Raw genomic sequence first — 15,345 nt, 5'->3', positions numbered from 1 at the left:
GAGGTTCCGTCGCAGGTCACGCTCTGCCACGGGTCTGCTCAGGGGTGATCGCCGGACAGCCCGGGTGGTACGCGCAACTGGGTGACCCCCGCCGGGGGGAGCCCGGCCGCGTAGGCCAGCACCTCGCAGAACGCCTCCAGATGTGGGCGCAGGTCGGTGGTGACGGGCGTCCACGAGGCGCGTAGTTCCAGCTGATGAGCGCGCGGTGGACCGGCGATGTCCCCGTAACGCACCGAACTGGTCGAGGTCACCGTGCCGCCGAGCGCGGTGAACGGCTCGGTCCGCGACTCCAGTGCGTCCACCAGCCAGCTCCACGCCACCTCGGGTAGCAGGGGGTCGGTGGCGAGCGCGGCATCGATGTCGGCCTGGATGTAGGCGACCAGACGCAGGGTGCCGTGCCAGGTGTCGTCGCCGTCCGGATCGTGCAGCAGGATCAACCTGCCGAAGGCGTCGCCTTCGGAATCGACCGGAACCACGGCGGCTTCCGGATGTTTGACCTCCGCGCCGATGGCGTAGGAGTACGGTGCGAGTCGTTGCGGCGGCCGGATGGGCGCGAGCTCGATCCGAGGGTGCACGGTTGCGGTGCCCATCGCCTCGACCGCGGCGCGAAACTGAGCTGGCTCGCCATCGGGTCCTTCGGTCGGTGCGGCGCCGTCGCGGAAGTCGAGCGGTGTCACGAATGCTGACGGTAGACCTTGTGCACCCGGCGCAGTCGGAGGCGCGCCGCTGTAGGCGATGCGGCGTCGGCGCGGTCATCTCTGTCGCCTCCGCGTCCGCCCCTCCCGCCGGGCCCGCATACGATAGCCGTGATGAGCACTCATACCCGCCGCCGGTTGACCGATGCCCCGTTCCTGGCCGCCGCTACCGGCGCGACGCCCAGCAGGCGTCCGGTGTGGTTCATGCGCCAGGCCGGACGCTCGCTGCCCGAGTACCGCGAGGTGCGGGCGGGCATCGGGATGCTCGAGTCCTGCTTCGATCCGGAGCTGGTGTGCGAGATCACCTTGCAGCCGATCCGCAGGCACAGGGTCGACGCGGCGATCTTGTTCTCCGACATCGTTGTTCCGCTCAAGGCGGCGGGCATCGATCTGGACATCGTGCCCGGCGTCGGCCCGGTGGTCGCCGCGCCGGTGCGGACGGTGGACGACGTGCGCGCGCTGCCCCGGTTGCGCCCCGAAGAGGTCGGTGCGGTCACCGACGGCGTGCGCCTGCTGGTGGACGCGCTGGGGGAGACGCCGCTGATCGGGTTCGCCGGCGCGCCGTTCACCCTCGCCTCCTACCTCGTCGAGGGCGGTCCGAGCAAGAACCACGAGCGCACCAAGGCGATGATGTACGCCGACCCGCAGACCTGGCACGCGCTGCTCGGCGTGCTCACCGATATCACCATCGCGTTCCTGCAAGCGCAGCTGGCGGCGGGCGTCGACGCGGTGCAGCTGTTCGACTCCTGGGCGGGCGCGCTCTCGCTGGCCGACTACCGCAGTTTCGTGCTGCCGCATTCGGAGCGGGTGTTCGCCGAGATCGCCGACGCGGGCGTGCCGCGCATCCACTTCGGCGTGGGGACCGGCGAGCTGCTCGGCGCCATGAGCGAGGCGGGGGCCGATGTGGTCGGTGTCGATTGGCGGGTGCCGCTGACCGATGCCGTCCGCCGCGTCGGAGCCGGAAAAGCGTTGCAGGGCAATCTCGATCCCGCCGTGCTGTTCGCCGGACCCGCCGCGATCGAACAGCAGGTCCGGCGGATCGCGCGCGAAGCGGACGAGGCGATCACGCTCGGCGCCACCGGGCACATCTTCAACCTGGGCCACGGGGTGCTCCCGGATACCGATCCCGGCGTGCTGACGGCATTGGTGGAATTGGTTCACGAACTATAGGGCGGTCAGCATGGCGATTTCCGAGAACGCGGACGAACCGTCATCGGCGTGCCGTCCGAGCGAGGTCAGCTGACCTGTGCCACGCGCCGGCCCGGAGTACCGGGCGTCCATGGCGCGCTCGATCGAGCCGGGTCCCGTTTCGGAATGGTCGACCCGCCGCCGATATGCAACCGCCGGTGACGAGTGTGTCCCGGGTCATCGGGCGCCGACCGTTCGGTGGTCGCGGTCGCGGCACGCGATACGGTCGAGGCATGCGTATCGCTGTGGTCGGCGGTGGGATCAGCGGGCTCGTGGCCGCTTATCGGTTGCGGACGTCGCTGGGGCCGGACGCCGACGTGCTCGTGCTCGATCGGGCCGATCGGGTCGGCGGCATTCTCTACACCGGTGAATTAGCCGGGGAGCCAGTGGATCTCGGGGCCGAAGCGTTCGTCGGCCGACGGCCGGAGGTGCCCGCGCTCCTGCGTGAACTCGGTCTCGAGTCGCAGCTGGTGACCCCCGCCGGTCTCCGGCCGCTGGTGTGGTCGTCGGGGACGGCGCATCCGCTGCCCGAAGGGACGCTGATGGGTGTCCCGGCGAATGCCGAGTCGATGCGGGGGCTGGTCGACGACGCCACGCTGGCACGGATCGCCGCCGAGCCCGACCGGCCTCTGGCTTGGGAGCCGGGCTCCGATGTCGACGTCTACCGCCTGGTCGCCGACCGGTTCGGCGCGCAGGTGGCCGAGCGCAGCGTGGATCCGTTGCTCGGTGGTGTGTACGCGGGCAGCTCCCGTTCCATCGGCGTCCGCGCCGCACTGCCGACGCTGGCCGCGGCCCTGGACGACGGTGCGCCCAGCCTCACCGCCGCCGTCGGCGCCGCGCTGCCGCCGCCCTCGAACGCGCCGGTCTTCGGCGGCATTCGCGACGGTTACCGGGTGCTGCTCGAGGCGCTCGCCGAACGGTCCGGAGCGCGATTCGTCACCGCGACACCGGGGACACGCCTGGCCAAGGGCTTGCGTGGCTGGGTGGTGGACCCGATCGGCGCCGTGGACGCGGTGGTCCTCGCCACCCCGGCGCCGGTGACCGCACGGCTGTTGAAGGCCGTCGCCCCCGGCGCCGCTGCCGAACTTGCGGGTGTCGAGTTGTCCTCGTCGGTCGTGGTGGCGCTCGCGCTGCCCCGCGAGACATCTCTCCCGCAGAACTCCGGAATTCTGGTGGCCACCGCAGAACCGCTGCGCGCCAAGGCTTTCACCTTGTCCAGCCGTAAGTGGACACATCTCGCCGAGCGGGAAACGGCTGTCGTCCGGGTGTCTTTCGGCAAATTCGGTGACGACTCCCCGCTGTCGTGGCCGGATACCGAACTGGTCACCGCCGCCACCGGGGATCTGGCTACCGTCACCGGAGTCGCCATCGAACCGGTCGCGGCGGTGGTGCGGCGCTGGCCGGGCGGCCTCGCCCAGTACGCGCCCGGCCACACCGCCCGCATCGCGGTCGTCGAAGCCGAGGTCGCGACGCTCGACGGACTCGCCGTGGCCGGTGCGTACCTGCACGGCGTCGGCGTACCCGCGTGCGTCGCCTCCGGTACCGCCGCCGCGAACCGTATCGCGGCGCGAGTCGGCGCGGACACAGCGCACTGAGCTACCCGGGCCGAGCGCCGCGACCCATCCCGCCGAGCGTGCGTCGCGCACGGGTGGCTGCCCAGCGGATCGCGTGCTGCCGGACGAGTGGCACGATAGGGCTATGGCGCGACTCGACTATGAGGCTCTCAACTCCACCATCCGCTACCTGATGTTCTCGGTGTTCCAGGTGCAACCCGGAGTGCTGGGCGAGGACCGGGACGCCGCGACCAAGGAGGCCAAGGCGTTCTTCGACGGCCTCGCCGACCGTGACGTCGTGGTCCGCGGCATCTACGACGTGGCGGGAATGCGCGCTGACGCCGATTTCATGATCTGGACGCACGCCGAACGCGTGGAGGACCTGCAAGCCGCTTACGCCGACTTCCGCCGCACCACCGAGCTGGGCCGGGCCTGCGCGCCGGTCTGGAGCAATGTGGCGCTGCACCGTCCCGCCGAGTTCAACAAGAGCCACATCCCGGCGTTCCTGGCCGGGGAGGAGCCGGGCGCTTACATCTCCGTGTACCCGTTCGTCCGGTCCTACGAGTGGTATCTGCTGCCTGATGAGGAGCGCCGCCGGATGCTGGCCGAACACGGGAAGGCCGCCCGTGGCTACCCCGACGTGCGGGCAAACACGGTCAGCTCGTTCGCCCTCGGCGACTACGAGTGGATTCTGGCCTTCGAAGCGCCCGAGTTGCACCGCATCGTCGACCTGATGCGTGATCTGCGGGCTACCGACGCCCGGCGGCACGTGCGCGAAGAAATTCCGTTCTTCACCGGTCCCCGCCTGGAGATCGAGAAGCTGATCGCCGCTCTGCCCTGAGGTCCTGGCGAACTCGCTGCCGTGTGCAATCGCCGGTCGGTAGACCGGCGGTAGCGGCCGACGACGCGGGCGTTTGTTCCGGCGCGCTGCAGCGGTCCGCTCCAGCTCGGACTCCCGGCTCGCCTGCCGGGAGTCACCTGGTCGGCAGCCGATGCGGCGAGAGCGCGTATCGGCGTTTCAGGTGGTCCGGTCACACCCGTGCCGCTTGCCCAGAGTTTTCGGGGCATGCGCCGAGCCCTACGGGCTACGTACTCTGCCGGTGAGCGTCGGGTCGTTACTCCGCTGCGCTGTCCGAGGGGTGCAGTCGCAGGGCGATGGAGTTGATGCAGTAGCGCTTGTCGGTGGGCGTGCTGTAACCCTCGCCCTCGAACACGTGTCCGAGGTGGCTGTGGCAGTTAGCGCACAGCACTTCGACACGGTGCATGCCGAGCGAGTCGTCCGACCGGAGAATCACCGCGTCGGACTCCGCCGGATCGAAGAAGGAGGGCCAGCCGCAGTGCGAGTCGAACTTCTCGGTGCTGCGGAACAGTTCGGCGCCGCAGGCGCGGCACGCGTAGACGCCTTCGGTCTTGGTGTCGGTGTACGCACCGGTGAACGGCCGCTCGGTGGCGGCCTCGCGCAGCACCGCGTATTCCTCGGGGTCCAGCTTCGACCGCCATTCCTGCGGCGAGAGCTGGATCCGCGGTGCGGGCAGAGACGTGTCGGCTTCGGAACTCATGGCTCCACGCTAATACGATCCTGCTCCGCGGGCGTCGAGCTGTTGGGTGCCTCGGGTGTTCCAGCCGTCACGCCCCCGTCGGACCCCGGGACCGGTCGCTGCGGCGCGTCGCCGCGTGGGTCCGGGGCGGATTTCATCCACACGGGATCGATGCCGAACGGCAGCCTGCCCTCGCGCCGCGCGGCCAGATAGCGCTCGCCGAGCACGCAGAAGACGACGATGAGCAGCAGACCCCAGCCGAAGGTGATGCGCAGGTACTCCAGGTTGCGGCCGATGTGCTGCCAGCGGTCCGACAGCCACTTGTCATAGCTCATGAACCCGAAGATCGCCAGCCAGGCAGGCCAGTTGCGCAGCACCGAATTGCGCAGCACCACCGTCATCAGGAACGGGAACAGCATCATCGAGTAGTACATCTGTCCCAGCGAGCTGAGCAGGAACGAGGCGGTCAGCAGCACGCCGGAGGAGGTGCAGACGAAGAACAGTTCGTCCTCGCGGTAGTACCGGTACAGCAGCCACAGCGAGATCAGCACGAGCACGCCCAGCACCACGCGCATGCCCCAGGTCAGCCACGGCGGCAGGCCGTAGTACTCGCCGTTGCCGACGATCGCGCTGTTGAAGTAGTCGCGGGACTCGAAGATGTAGGGCGCGGTGCGACTGAGGAACTTCTCCGGGTCCTTCGACAGCGGCCAGGCGATCGCGGTCAGCGCCACCGGCACGCCGATCGCGGTCACGAACACCTTCCATTGCCCGCGCACCAGCGCGATCAACAGCAGTGGAGCCAAGGTCGGTTTCACCGCGATGCTCAACCCGAGCGCCGCGCCTGCCCAGAGGTCCCTCCGTTTCAACAGCAGGTGAATGAAGATCAGCTCAGCCAGCAGCACACAGCCGTTGACGTTGGTGAACACCAGCGTGTTGATCACGGTCTCGGACATGAACATCGCCAGCAGCAGCGCGGGTGCGGCGACCGAGTTCAGGGTGTACCGGAACAGCCGCAGCAGCAGATACCACGCGATGAGGATCGCGATCGCGTTCAAGGCGATGAACAGCCACCGCGACTTCTCGTAGTCGATGGCCGCGATCGGAGCGATCAGCAGGGTGCCGCTGGGCGGGTACAGGTAGTGCGGGTCCACCGAGTCGAAGTTGGCGGTGTAGACCGGCCGCCCGTTCAGGAAATCGAGGGACGCCTGGTAGACCGGCTTGTAGTCGTCGGTGATGAAACCATTGACAGCCTTGATGAAAACCCGGTTCAGCACCGTCATGACCGCCAGCGGCCAGAGTGCGAACTTGATCACCTCGGCGGTGGTGCGAGCGGTGCGGGGCTCGAGCTGTCGAAGGAACACTGGGGCACGGTACACCGGATCGGTTACCGGCGGTTGCCGGGACCTGCCTGACGCCCCACCCGAGCGGTTGCTCGGCCCCGGCTCAGGCCGGGCAGGCGGTGCCGTCCGCCGGAAGTTTGCCGTCCTTCAGATAGTCGAGCACCGCCCGCTGCGCGCACCCGGAATGGGTGGACACCGGATGGCCGAAACCCTGCCAGGACAGCGCCGCGTGCCGGGCGCCCGCCGAACCGAGTGTGCCGGTCACCGACGATTGACCGCCGTTGCCGACCACCGGATCGGCGACCCCGCCGAGCACGAGCACCGGAATGCCCAGCTTCTCCGGCAGCGGAGGTGCGGTCGACACCGGCCAGGCCGCGCACTCCATCAGCGCGATCGCTGCCGCTTTGCCGAAGACGGGATATTTGCCGGCCCACGTACCCGCCAGTTCCGTGGCCTTGTCCGGCGTCGGCGGCAGCTGCGTGTCGGTGCACCGGTTGACGAACTGGCCGTCGCTCTCGATGGCCGCGGCTTCGCGTGTGATCAGGTTGCTCACCGGTCCCCGGTCACCGCGCGCTGCCGCGGCGAGCGCGTCGGACAGCTCGCCGACCCGGGTGGCCTGGTCGGCGCGCGGACTGCCGAGGAAGCCCGACAGCGCGGTGAGCAAAGCGTTCGCCGAAATATCGCCCAGTCCGCCGGTCCCGGCTCGGTCCACCAGGTCGGTGACCGCGGCGCGGGGGTCCGCGCCGAGCGAGCACCCCACGCCGACGCAGCGCTGCGCGAAAGCGGTCAGCGCCGCCTCCGCGCCCTGCACGGCCTGTTCGGCGCGGGTGACGGAATCCGTGCCTACCGGTTCGGGCGAGTCGAGCACCAGCCGGGCGAGGTGGTCGCCGTACTTGCGTGCGTAGCTGAGCGCGACCTTCGCGCCGTTGCCGGTGCCCAGCAGCGCGATGTGCTCCACCTGCCACTGCCTGCGCAACTGCTCGATGTCGTCGGCGGCGTGCGGCGCGTCGAAGGTGCCCTCGTAGGGCTGCAGGAAGTCGCGGCAGGCGATGGTGCCGTCCTGGCTCAACTTGGTCATGCGCGCCACCGGATCGCCCGCGCCGGATTGGGCATTGTCGGCCAGGCCGCGGCGGATCTCCGGCGGCAGGCAGTCGATCGGTTGCGAGCTACCGATGCCGCGCCGGTCCACCGCGACGATCGGGCGGGCGGCCAGCAGCGCGGAGGAGGCCGGGCCCGCGGCCAATCCGGCCAGGGTGGCGGACGAGGAGCGATCCGAACCCGAGGTGAGCACCAGCGGCGGCGCATCGGCAGGCGTCTGCGCCAGCCGGGCCCGCATCGCGCCGGCCCGGAAGTTGCCCAGCACGGCGCCCGTCGAGTCGATCGGGGTGGAGTATTCGGCGCAGTCGAGCACCAGCCCGGCGGGGGCGGGGCCGAGCCCGAGCTGGTCGAGCGTCGGTCGAGTGCACTCGCGCCAGCTGAGATCGGTCTTGGGCAGCTCGGCGTCCGGCGGGGGAGCGGGCGCCGCGGATGTCGTCGCCGTGCCCGCGACCGGCGGGCGCTGCACCGCGACACCGGGACGATCCGACGGTCCCGCGCCGCAACCAGCGGTCACGATCGAGAGGGTGGCGGCAAGCACGGCAGCCCGAGTCCAGCGCATTGCTACAGCCTGCCAGGTTCGGGCGGTTCTTTCATCGACGGGCCCACCGGGTGAGCATCGTGCCGTCGTCGTCCAGCAGCACGTGCGCGCGCGTCATGCGGAGGCGGAACTCGTGCGCCGACAGCGAGATTCGCCGTGCCGCGCCACCGACCAGCAGCGGCGCGGTGGTCAGGCAGAGTTCGTCCACGACGTCGGCCTCGAGCAGTTCGCCGAACAGGTGCGGGCCGCCCTCGGTCAGCACGCGCAGCAGGCCGCGTTCGGCGAGCACGCGCAGCAGTGCGCTGGGTGTCACCACGATGTCCCCCGCTTCGATCACCTCGGCGCCCGCGTCCGCCAGGCGTTGTTTGCGATCGGCGGGCGCGGTGGCGGTCGTGATGATCAGCGGCGGCACCTGGGTGTCGGTGAGCAGGCGCGCGCCGGGGTCGAGCGCCGCGCTCGCCGTGACCACCGCGATCGGCGGCGGCGCGCCCTCGGGATGTCCGCCGATGCCGCGTTGATGGAACGCGCGGCGGCGCCCCGGGTCGGTGCGCGCACCGCCGTAGTTCTCCGCGCGTACCGTGCCCGCGCCCACCACGATCACCTCCGCCAGTTCGCGCAGCAGCATGAACACCGTCCGGTCGGCCGGAGTGCCCAGCCCTTCGGTCAGGTTCCCGCTGGTGGCGGCGCCGTCGATGCTGGAGACGAAATTGGCACGGACCCATGGCGCGTCGAGTTCGGCGGGAAACGCGTACAAGCGCGCGAGGTCGTCCGGGCTGAGCCCTGTGAGCTGGATCGCATTCTGGCTACGCTGCATGAGACCAGATCACACCACGTCTCTAGGCTTCGTCCATGCAAGAACGCCTCGTCGATCGTCACCCGGAGGTCCCGGCCGATCAGCTCGTCGCCCAGATGGTGCCTCCGCCCATGTTCGACGAGGTGAGTTTCGCCTCCTACATCCCCGATCCGAAGGAACCCAGCCAGGCGGCCGCAGTCGGCAAGGCCGAGGAGTTCGCCGGGCAGGTCGCCAAGATCAGCAAGGCCGCGCACAAGAAGAGCTTCTTCGGCAAGAGGAAGCAGGTCAGCGGTGCCGGGCTGTATCTGGACGGCGGGTTCGGTGTCGGCAAGACCCACCTGCTGGCCTCGATCTTCCACAGCTCGCCCGCGCCCAAGTCGTTCGGCACGTTCGGCGAACTGACCAACCTGGTGGGCGCGCTCGGCTTCGCCAACGCTCTCGAACGGCTCTCGGGCAACAGCGTGCTGTGCATCGACGAGTTCGAGCTCGACGATCCGGGCGACACCATGCTGGTCTCGCGCCTGCTGACCGAATTGTCCGCGGCCGGTGTCTCGATCGCCGCCACGTCCAACACCTTGCCGGGCCAGCTCGGCGAAGGACGTTTCGCCGCCCAGGATTTCATGCGCGAGATCAAGAAGCTGGGCGCGATCTTCGAGGCGGTGCGCGTCGACGGGCCCGACTACCGCCACCGCGATCTGCCGCCCGCGCCGGAGCCCACCGCGCCGGATGTGCTGGCCGAACGAGCGGCGAATACCCCTGGTTCCACGCTCGACGAGTTCGACGCGCTGCTGAAGCACCTGAGCACGCTGCATCCGTCGAAGTACGGCGCGCTGATCTCCGGTGTGTCGTCGGTGTTCGTCTCCAACGTGCATCCGGTCACCGATCAGGCCGTGGCGCTGCGGATCGTGGTCCTGGCCGACCGGCTCTACGACGCGAGCGTTCCGGTGACGGTGTCGGGCGCGAAGCTCGACCAGATCTTCTCCGCCGAGATGCTCGAGGGCGGTTACCGCAAGAAGTACCTGCGCGCCATCTCCCGCCTGCTCGCGCTGTCGCGGTTCGAGGTCCCGGCCTAGCGCGGCGGTTCGGCGGGAACGCAAGCACCGCGGACACGATGATCGGAGTAGCCGGATGACCCCTCGTTTTCGTGCCCCCGTCGCGGTAGCGGCTGGTCTGGCGGTCGCTTTCGGGCCGGTGGCGGCCATCGCCGCGGCCGACCCGCCCGCGACCCCGGCCGCCGTAACCGATCCCGCACTACACCTGCAGGGCGTACAGAACGCCCGCGATATCGGCGGGTACCGCACGACCGACGGCCGGATCGTGCGCACCGGACTGGTGTACCGAACCGGGCAGTTGAATCACGCGACCGCGGATGACTCGGCTGCGCTGACCGACCGCCGCGTGCGCTCCGTCCACGATCTGCGCACGGTCTACGAGCGCGTGCTCGGGCCGGACCGGATTCCCGCGGGCGCGACGCCGCACTGGGCCGACGTGATCGGCCAGGCTCCGCCGGAAGTCGTGGCGACCGCGCTCACCGGCGGCGAGGGGCTGTATCGCGCGTTCATCACCGCGCCCGGCGCGAACGAGGCATTCGCCTCGGTGCTGCGCGACATCATCGGCTCCGACGGGGCGGTGCTGTTCCACTGCACCGCGGGCAAGGACCGCACCGGCTGGATGGCGGCGGTCCTGCTCACCCTGCTCGGTGTCGATCGAGCCACCGTCACCGAGGACTACCTGCTGTCCAACCGGTTGCGCAACGCCGACCGAAACGACCCGCTCAACGGTGTGCAGCGCGCCTGGCTGGATAACGCCTTCGACCAGGTGAACCAGACATACGGGAGTTTCGACGCCTACGTCCGGGACGGGCTGCGGCTCACCGACGGCGATCTCTCCGTTCTGCGAGCTCGTCTGCTGGGCTGAGCGCGCCGCCGCCGGAGGCTCACTGCGCCGGACGGCCACCGTATCGCGCACTACGATCCCGGCATGACGAAGTTCGAGACATGGGACGGCCTGAATCTCAATTACCGGCTCTGGGAGGGCGAAGGCATCCCGGTCGTGCTGCAACACGGAGTGGTCGCGGACACCAACGCGAACTGGATGAGCACCGGCGTGGTCGGCGCCCTGCAATCCGCCGGGCATACCGTGGTGTCCCTGGACGCGCGCGGCCACGGGCGTTCCGACAAGCCGCACGAGGCCGCGCGGTACTCCTGGCGGGCCATGGCGCGCGACGTGCGGGCGCTCTACGACGAACTGGGCTTCGAGGAAGTCGTGCAGGTCGGATACTCGATGGGCGGGGTGATCTCACTCATGGTTGCCGCCGCCGACCAGCGGGTGCGGCGGCTGGTCGTCGGCGGCATCGGGTCGGGCGTGCTGGACTGCGGGGGCGTCGACCGCCGCGTGATCGACCTGCCCGATCTCCAAGCCGCGATGACCGGAGACGGCTCGGGCGCGTCTCCGGCGGCAAAGATGTTCCGGGTGCTGGCCGACGCGGTGAGGGCCGACGTGGACGCCATGCACGCGGTGGCGACTGGGCTCGACGACCGCCCCATCGCGACCCTCGCGGACGTCACCGTGCCTACCCTGGTGCTGGCCGGCGACAACGACCCGTTCGCTGCCGAACCGGAGCGACTCGCAGCCGCCCTGCCCGAGGGCAGGCTCGCTGTGGTGCCCGGCGATCACCTGATGGCGGTGGTGGCTCCCGCCTTCCACGCCGCGCTCGTCGATTTCCTGCGCTGAATCCGGCCTAGAAGACCAGCCGCAGCACGTAGTCGTGATGCAGCTGGTTGCCGACGAGGAACGTCTTCGTGCCGACCTCGGCGAAGCCGTGCTTGGCGTAGAAGCGCTGGGCGCGGACGTTCTCCTGGTTCACGCCCAGCCAGACACCGGGATAGTGTTCCGCCCGCGCCCAATCCAGCGCGGCCCGCATCAGCGCGGTCGACACCCCGCTGCCGTGATGACCGGGCAGGACATACATCTTGCTGATCTCCACCGCCGGGTGCAGCCCGACCGACTCGGCCACCGCTGGGTCGGCCGGGTCGCCCGTGACCAGCATCGCGTAACCGACGATGTCCTCGTCGGCGACGGCCTTGAGCACGACCCGGGCCGGATCGCTCAGATACTCCCCGAAGCGTTCGCCCGACAGCGCCTCGCTGACGAAGACAGCGATGTCGTCGGGCGTCGCTCCCGGTGGACAGGCGAGTGGGAACGTCGCCGCCGCAACGTCACTGAGGGCTTCGGCGTCCCACAGCCCGGCCCGGTCGACGATGACGGGAAGGTTGCCCATGCCTTTATCAGAGCACACGTGCGACAGGCCGCTAACGCCGCGTCGCCTGCGCGGTCGCGGTAGCCGCAGCGGTAGCCGCCGCTGTGTTCTCGGGCGCCGCACCGACACGGGCCGACGGACAGGCGCCCTCGCACGATCCCGTGGCCTCGGTGGGATGCGGAGGGCCTACGGCGGCACCGGGACGAGCGACGCTGCGATTGGTTGCGGGCGACAAATCGGGCACCTACACCCGGGACATTCCCGTGACCGACCCCGGGCGGCCGACGCCCGTGGTGTTCGACCTCCACGGTTATCTCGAGCCCGCCGAGCTCGAGCCCGCCGGCAGCGGGATCAGCATGCTCGGCGCAGCCGAGGGGTTCGTGACGATCACCCCACAGCTCGAGCAACCGGGCTTGCCGCGATGGGACTTCGGCCAGGGGAGCGGTGACGTCGCCTATCTGTCCGAACTCATCTCACACGTCGAGTCGTCGTTGTGCGTCGACAGGCGCCGGCTCTATGGCACCGGCCTCTCGATGGGAGCCTTCACGACCTCGTCGCTGGCCTGTCAGCTCTCGGATCGGATCGCGGCGGTCGCTCCGGTGGCCGGTCTGCAGGACTTCGCGTGGTGCCGTACCGAACGTCCGGTGCCCGCGATCGCCTTCCACGGCACCGCGGACCCCATCGTCGCCTACACCGACGGCACGGGTCCGAACGCCCGGTTCCTGCCGTCACCGGACGGCTCGGGGTCGGTCGTGGAACCGGATGACGGTACGGGGCGCCCGAAGATCGACCGACCGCATCCCGGCGCAGGCGACGGCGTGGGCGCGCCGGAACGGTTGCGCGGCAGACCCGGTACAGCGGCAGATCGCTCCCGACGTGACGCTGGCGAGTTACCCGTGCCCGGCCGGGGCCACGTGGAGCTCTACTCGATCATCGACGGCGGGCACACGTGGCCGGGTCATCCTTCGCTGGCGTCGCCCGTGCCGTTGGTCGGCACCACCACCACGTCGATCAGCGCCGACCAGGTCATGTGGCACTTCTTCCGGGCACATCCGCTGGCAGGTCCGATGCGCCGCTGATCGTCACGCCCGCGACGACAACAGCGGACCGGCGAGCAAGTCTTCGATGCGCTACCGGGCCGACCAGCGTCCTACGGCCGGGTCGGCGGCGAATACGACGGCCGTCGCGATCCGGACGCCGAACAGGGCTCCGGTGCTCGATTCAGCGCTCCGCGTCGGCCGAACTCGGACGAATTCGCGATTCGGGCGAGCGCCGGCACGGGCGCGATCGAACTCACCGGCGCGTGGTAGCCGGGCCGAAGCGACGGCGCGCATCGCATCATGCCGCCCAACCTGATCGGCGACACCGTGCTCGAACTGTTGACCGAAACTGGTGCTGGTCTCGGTCGCGTCGGCCAACCACGACGAACGGCGGTTCGCCGCGCCCGCTACGTTCGATCCGGCCCGCGGCGCGAACGGCCACCTGGCCTTCGGCCACGGCATCCACTACTGCCTCGGCGCCGGACTGGCCAGGCTCGAGGCCCGCGTCGCGCTGACCAGGCTGGTCCGGCGCTATCCGCTGCTGCGTCCCGCCGTCGACGAAGTGGATCTGCGGTGGCGGGAGAGCATCCTGATCCGCGGCCTGCTCGAGCTTCACGTTGTTGCCGTGAGTGCGCCCGCAGCGCGCTGAAGAGCGGATTCGGTCGACCGACTTTGCTCCGCGCCGCTGGCGACGTAGTCTCCTGCGCATGACAAGCGGAAGCCGCATCGGGATCGTCGGTGCGGGTATCGCAGGTCTCGCCTGCGCGAAAGTGCTGAAACAGGAGGGTTTTCCGGTCGAGATATTCGACCGCACACCCGATGTCGGTGGCGTGTGGAGTGCGACCCGGCGATACCCGGGCCTGCAAACGCAGAACTCCAAGGACACGTATCACTTCTCCGACTTCCCGATGCCCGCGGACTACCCCCGCGTGCTCGACGGGCAGCACATGCAGGCCTACCTGGCCGCCTACGCCGAGCACTTCGGGCTGACCGAGCATCTGCGGTTGCGCACCGAGGTGGTCGCCGCCGACCCGGTGGACAGCGGCTGGTTGCTGGAAATCCGCGACGAGAGCGGAATCCACCGGGCCTCCTACGACCACCTGGTGATCGCCAACGGCGTGTTCAGCGACCCGGCGATGCCGGACTACCGCGGCGCCGACTGGTTCCGCGCGGCGGGCGGGCGGCTGTGTCACTCCTCGGAGTTCACCGATCTCGAGTCGGTGCGCGGCAAGTCGGTCGTCGTGGTGGGCTACGGCAAGTCCGCTTGTGACATCGCCGCCGCGGTGAGCGAGGTCGCGGCGTCCACCTCGGTGGTGGCCCGGCGGCTGTTCTGGAAGATGCCGCGCAAGCTGGCGCGGGTCATCGACTACGAACGGCTGATGCTCACCCGCTTCGGCGAGGCCCACTTCCACTACCTACGGCCCCGCTGGATGGATCGGTTTCTGGACGGCCCGGGCGAGTCGGTGCGGATCAGCAATTTCGATCTGATCCAGGAGTTGGTCACCAAGCGCTCGCACCTGCGCGAACTCGGCCTGGTGCCTGGCGGGCGGTTCGAGGAGATCGCCGAGAGCACCATCAGCCTCGTGAGCGAAGGCTTCTACGAGCAGGTGGCCAACGGCCGTATCACGGTGCATCGTGACACGACGATCACCGAGTTGGGCGGCGGCCCCAAGGCGGCGCCCGGGGTCCGCCTGTCCACCGGTCAGGCCCTGCAGGCCGACGTCGTCGTGTGCGCCACCGGCTTCCAGCAGCGCGTGCCGTTCCTCACGCCGTACACCCAGCGCAGGCTGACCGACGAGCACGGCAATTTCCGCCTGCACCGACAGATCCTGCCGTTGGAAGTCCCGAATCTGACCTTCGCCGGTTACAACTCCTCGGCGGTCAGCACGCTGAACGCCGAAGTCGCCGCGCACTGGACCGCCGCGTTGCTCACCGGCAGGATCGACCTGCCGGCCTCCGACAAACTCGACGAGCAGATCGACGCCCGCCTGCGCTGGATGCAGGAGCGTACGCACGGCCGCCACGCCCACGGCGCCGCGGTCGTCCCGTTCTCCATCCAGAACATCGATGAGATGCTCGCCGACCTGAAGTTCCGGCTGCCGCTGCGCACCCGTGCGGCACAGGTGTTCCGCCGGATCAAGCCGGAGTCCTACCGGGGATTGGCCACCCGCCGCAAACCAGTGGCCGGGCCGGTGACGCACCCGGCGGCCCCGATCGATGCGGAACTGCTGCCGTACGAGGGCGACAGCGGGCGGGTCAGCCACTGAGTCCTCTTCGTGGCTGACCGGCGGCTGTCCGTGCGC

15 protein-coding genes are annotated in these 15,345 nt (G+C 69.7%); 9 read left to right on the top strand and 6 right to left on the bottom strand.

What is annotated here, in order from left to right; translation table 11 throughout:
- Nucleotides 1–38: 38 nt before the first annotated feature.
- Nucleotides 39–677, bottom strand: coding sequence for a DUF3000 domain-containing protein (locus GVY39_RS00995; protein ID WP_159919474.1), 639 nt, complete (start codon nucleotides 675–677; stop codon nucleotides 39–41).
- Between the two features lie 132 nt (nucleotides 678–809).
- On the opposite strand from GVY39_RS00995, the gene hemE reads away from it, so the two are divergent.
- The 3 genes from hemE to hemQ all read left to right on the top strand — a co-directional run bounded on the left by hemE (nucleotide 810) and on the right by hemQ (nucleotide 4,277).
- On the top strand, nucleotides 810–1,865 hold the full coding sequence (hemE, locus tag GVY39_RS00990) for a uroporphyrinogen decarboxylase (RefSeq protein WP_159919472.1): 1,056 nt from the start codon (nucleotides 810–812) through the stop codon (nucleotides 1,863–1,865).
- 251 nt (nucleotides 1,866–2,116) lie between these two features.
- Complete coding sequence (locus GVY39_RS00985) at nucleotides 2,117–3,478, top strand: protoporphyrinogen oxidase (RefSeq protein ID WP_159919470.1); 1,362 nt, start codon at nucleotides 2,117–2,119, stop codon at nucleotides 3,476–3,478.
- Nucleotides 3,479–3,581: 103 nt separating this feature from the next.
- Complete coding sequence (hemQ, locus tag GVY39_RS00980) at nucleotides 3,582–4,277, top strand: hydrogen peroxide-dependent heme synthase (protein ID WP_159919468.1); 696 nt, start codon at nucleotides 3,582–3,584, stop codon at nucleotides 4,275–4,277.
- A 274-nt stretch (nucleotides 4,278–4,551) separates the two neighbouring features.
- Here the strand turns inward: hemQ and msrB are convergent, their stop codons facing one another.
- The 4 genes from msrB to GVY39_RS00960 form a co-directional block, all read right to left on the bottom strand.
- Nucleotides 4,552–4,995 (bottom strand): peptide-methionine (R)-S-oxide reductase MsrB, encoded by a 444-nt coding sequence (gene msrB, locus GVY39_RS00975; RefSeq protein WP_159919466.1) that lies wholly within the window; start codon nucleotides 4,993–4,995, stop codon nucleotides 4,552–4,554.
- The gene (locus GVY39_RS00970) at nucleotides 4,992–6,335 is read right to left on the bottom strand and encodes a glycosyltransferase family 87 protein (protein WP_236565236.1); all 1,344 of its coding nucleotides are present in this window, start codon (nucleotides 6,333–6,335) and stop codon (nucleotides 4,992–4,994) included. The genes msrB and GVY39_RS00970 overlap by 4 nt, the downstream gene beginning before the upstream one ends.
- Nucleotides 6,336–6,417: 82 nt before the next feature.
- Entirely contained in the window at nucleotides 6,418–7,971 is a 1,554-nt protein-coding gene (locus GVY39_RS00965; protein WP_159919462.1) for an alpha/beta hydrolase, read from the bottom strand.
- Between the two features lie 31 nt (nucleotides 7,972–8,002).
- Nucleotides 8,003–8,764: a pyrimidine reductase family protein gene (locus GVY39_RS00960; RefSeq protein WP_159919460.1), complete on the bottom strand. Its 762-nt coding sequence runs from the start codon at nucleotides 8,762–8,764 to the stop codon at nucleotides 8,003–8,005.
- 35 nt (nucleotides 8,765–8,799) lie between these two features.
- Here GVY39_RS00960 and zapE point away from each other — a divergent pair, with 35 nt between their 5' ends.
- From zapE to GVY39_RS00945, 3 genes are all read left to right on the top strand, one after another.
- Nucleotides 8,800–9,816, top strand: a complete 1,017-nt coding sequence (zapE, locus tag GVY39_RS00955; protein WP_159919458.1) for a cell division protein ZapE — start codon at nucleotides 8,800–8,802, stop codon at nucleotides 9,814–9,816.
- A gap of 55 nt (nucleotides 9,817–9,871) precedes the next feature.
- Nucleotides 9,872–10,660, top strand: a complete 789-nt coding sequence (locus GVY39_RS00950) for a tyrosine-protein phosphatase (protein ID WP_159919456.1) — start codon at nucleotides 9,872–9,874, stop codon at nucleotides 10,658–10,660.
- 63 nt (nucleotides 10,661–10,723) lie between these two features.
- Entirely contained in the window at nucleotides 10,724–11,476 is a 753-nt protein-coding gene (locus GVY39_RS00945; protein WP_159919454.1) for an alpha/beta fold hydrolase, read from the top strand.
- A gap of 7 nt (nucleotides 11,477–11,483) precedes the next feature.
- On the opposite strand, the gene GVY39_RS00940 is transcribed toward GVY39_RS00945, so the two are convergent.
- Nucleotides 11,484–12,023, bottom strand: coding sequence for a GNAT family N-acetyltransferase (locus tag GVY39_RS00940; protein WP_159919453.1), 540 nt, complete (start codon nucleotides 12,021–12,023; stop codon nucleotides 11,484–11,486).
- A gap of 242 nt (nucleotides 12,024–12,265) precedes the next feature.
- Between GVY39_RS00940 and GVY39_RS00935 the strand changes: the two genes are divergently transcribed.
- From GVY39_RS00935 to GVY39_RS00925, 3 genes are all read left to right on the top strand, one after another.
- A complete protein-coding gene (locus GVY39_RS00935) occupies nucleotides 12,266–13,081 on the top strand; it encodes a PHB depolymerase family esterase (protein WP_159919451.1) in 816 nt (271 codons plus the stop codon).
- A gap of 313 nt (nucleotides 13,082–13,394) precedes the next feature.
- Nucleotides 13,395–13,691, top strand: coding sequence for a cytochrome P450 (locus tag GVY39_RS35100; RefSeq protein ID WP_304654063.1), 297 nt, complete (start codon nucleotides 13,395–13,397; stop codon nucleotides 13,689–13,691).
- 58 nt (nucleotides 13,692–13,749) lie between these two features.
- Entirely contained in the window at nucleotides 13,750–15,309 is a 1,560-nt protein-coding gene (locus GVY39_RS00925) for an NAD(P)/FAD-dependent oxidoreductase (RefSeq protein WP_159919449.1), read from the top strand.
- The last annotated feature ends 36 nt before the right edge of the window (nucleotides 15,310–15,345 follow it).

It is taken from the genome of Nocardia sp. CY15, assembly GCF_009829295.1.
Taxonomy (GTDB): domain Bacteria; phylum Actinomycetota; class Actinomycetes; order Mycobacteriales; family Mycobacteriaceae; genus Nocardia; species Nocardia sputi.
Note: the sequence above shows the minus strand (reverse complement) of the source record. Positions and strands in the feature narration are given on the sequence as shown.

Excerpts from the sequence above, each read along its gene's own strand:
- GVY39_RS00950 (WP_159919456.1), top strand. The coding sequence starts at position 9,872 with ATGACCCCTCGTTTTCGTGCCCCCGTCGCGGTAGCGGCTGGTCTGGCG.
- GVY39_RS00940 (WP_159919453.1), bottom strand. The coding sequence starts at position 12,023 with ATGGGCAACCTTCCCGTCATCGTCGACCGGGCCGGGCTGTGGGACGCC.
- zapE (WP_159919458.1), top strand. The coding sequence starts at position 8,800 with ATGCAAGAACGCCTCGTCGATCGTCACCCGGAGGTCCCGGCCGATCAG.
- GVY39_RS00925 (WP_159919449.1), top strand. The coding sequence starts at position 13,750 with ATGACAAGCGGAAGCCGCATCGGGATCGTCGGTGCGGGTATCGCAGGT.
- hemE (WP_159919472.1), top strand. The coding sequence starts at position 810 with ATGAGCACTCATACCCGCCGCCGGTTGACCGATGCCCCGTTCCTGGCC.
- hemQ (WP_159919468.1), top strand. The coding sequence starts at position 3,582 with ATGGCGCGACTCGACTATGAGGCTCTCAACTCCACCATCCGCTACCTG.
- GVY39_RS00965 (WP_159919462.1), bottom strand. The coding sequence starts at position 7,971 with ATGCGCTGGACTCGGGCTGCCGTGCTTGCCGCCACCCTCTCGATCGTG.
- GVY39_RS00960 (WP_159919460.1), bottom strand. The coding sequence starts at position 8,764 with ATGCAGCGTAGCCAGAATGCGATCCAGCTCACAGGGCTCAGCCCGGAC.
- GVY39_RS00985 (WP_159919470.1), top strand. The coding sequence starts at position 2,117 with ATGCGTATCGCTGTGGTCGGCGGTGGGATCAGCGGGCTCGTGGCCGCT.
- msrB (WP_159919466.1), bottom strand. The coding sequence starts at position 4,995 with ATGAGTTCCGAAGCCGACACGTCTCTGCCCGCACCGCGGATCCAGCTC.
- GVY39_RS00945 (WP_159919454.1), top strand. The coding sequence starts at position 10,724 with ATGACGAAGTTCGAGACATGGGACGGCCTGAATCTCAATTACCGGCTC.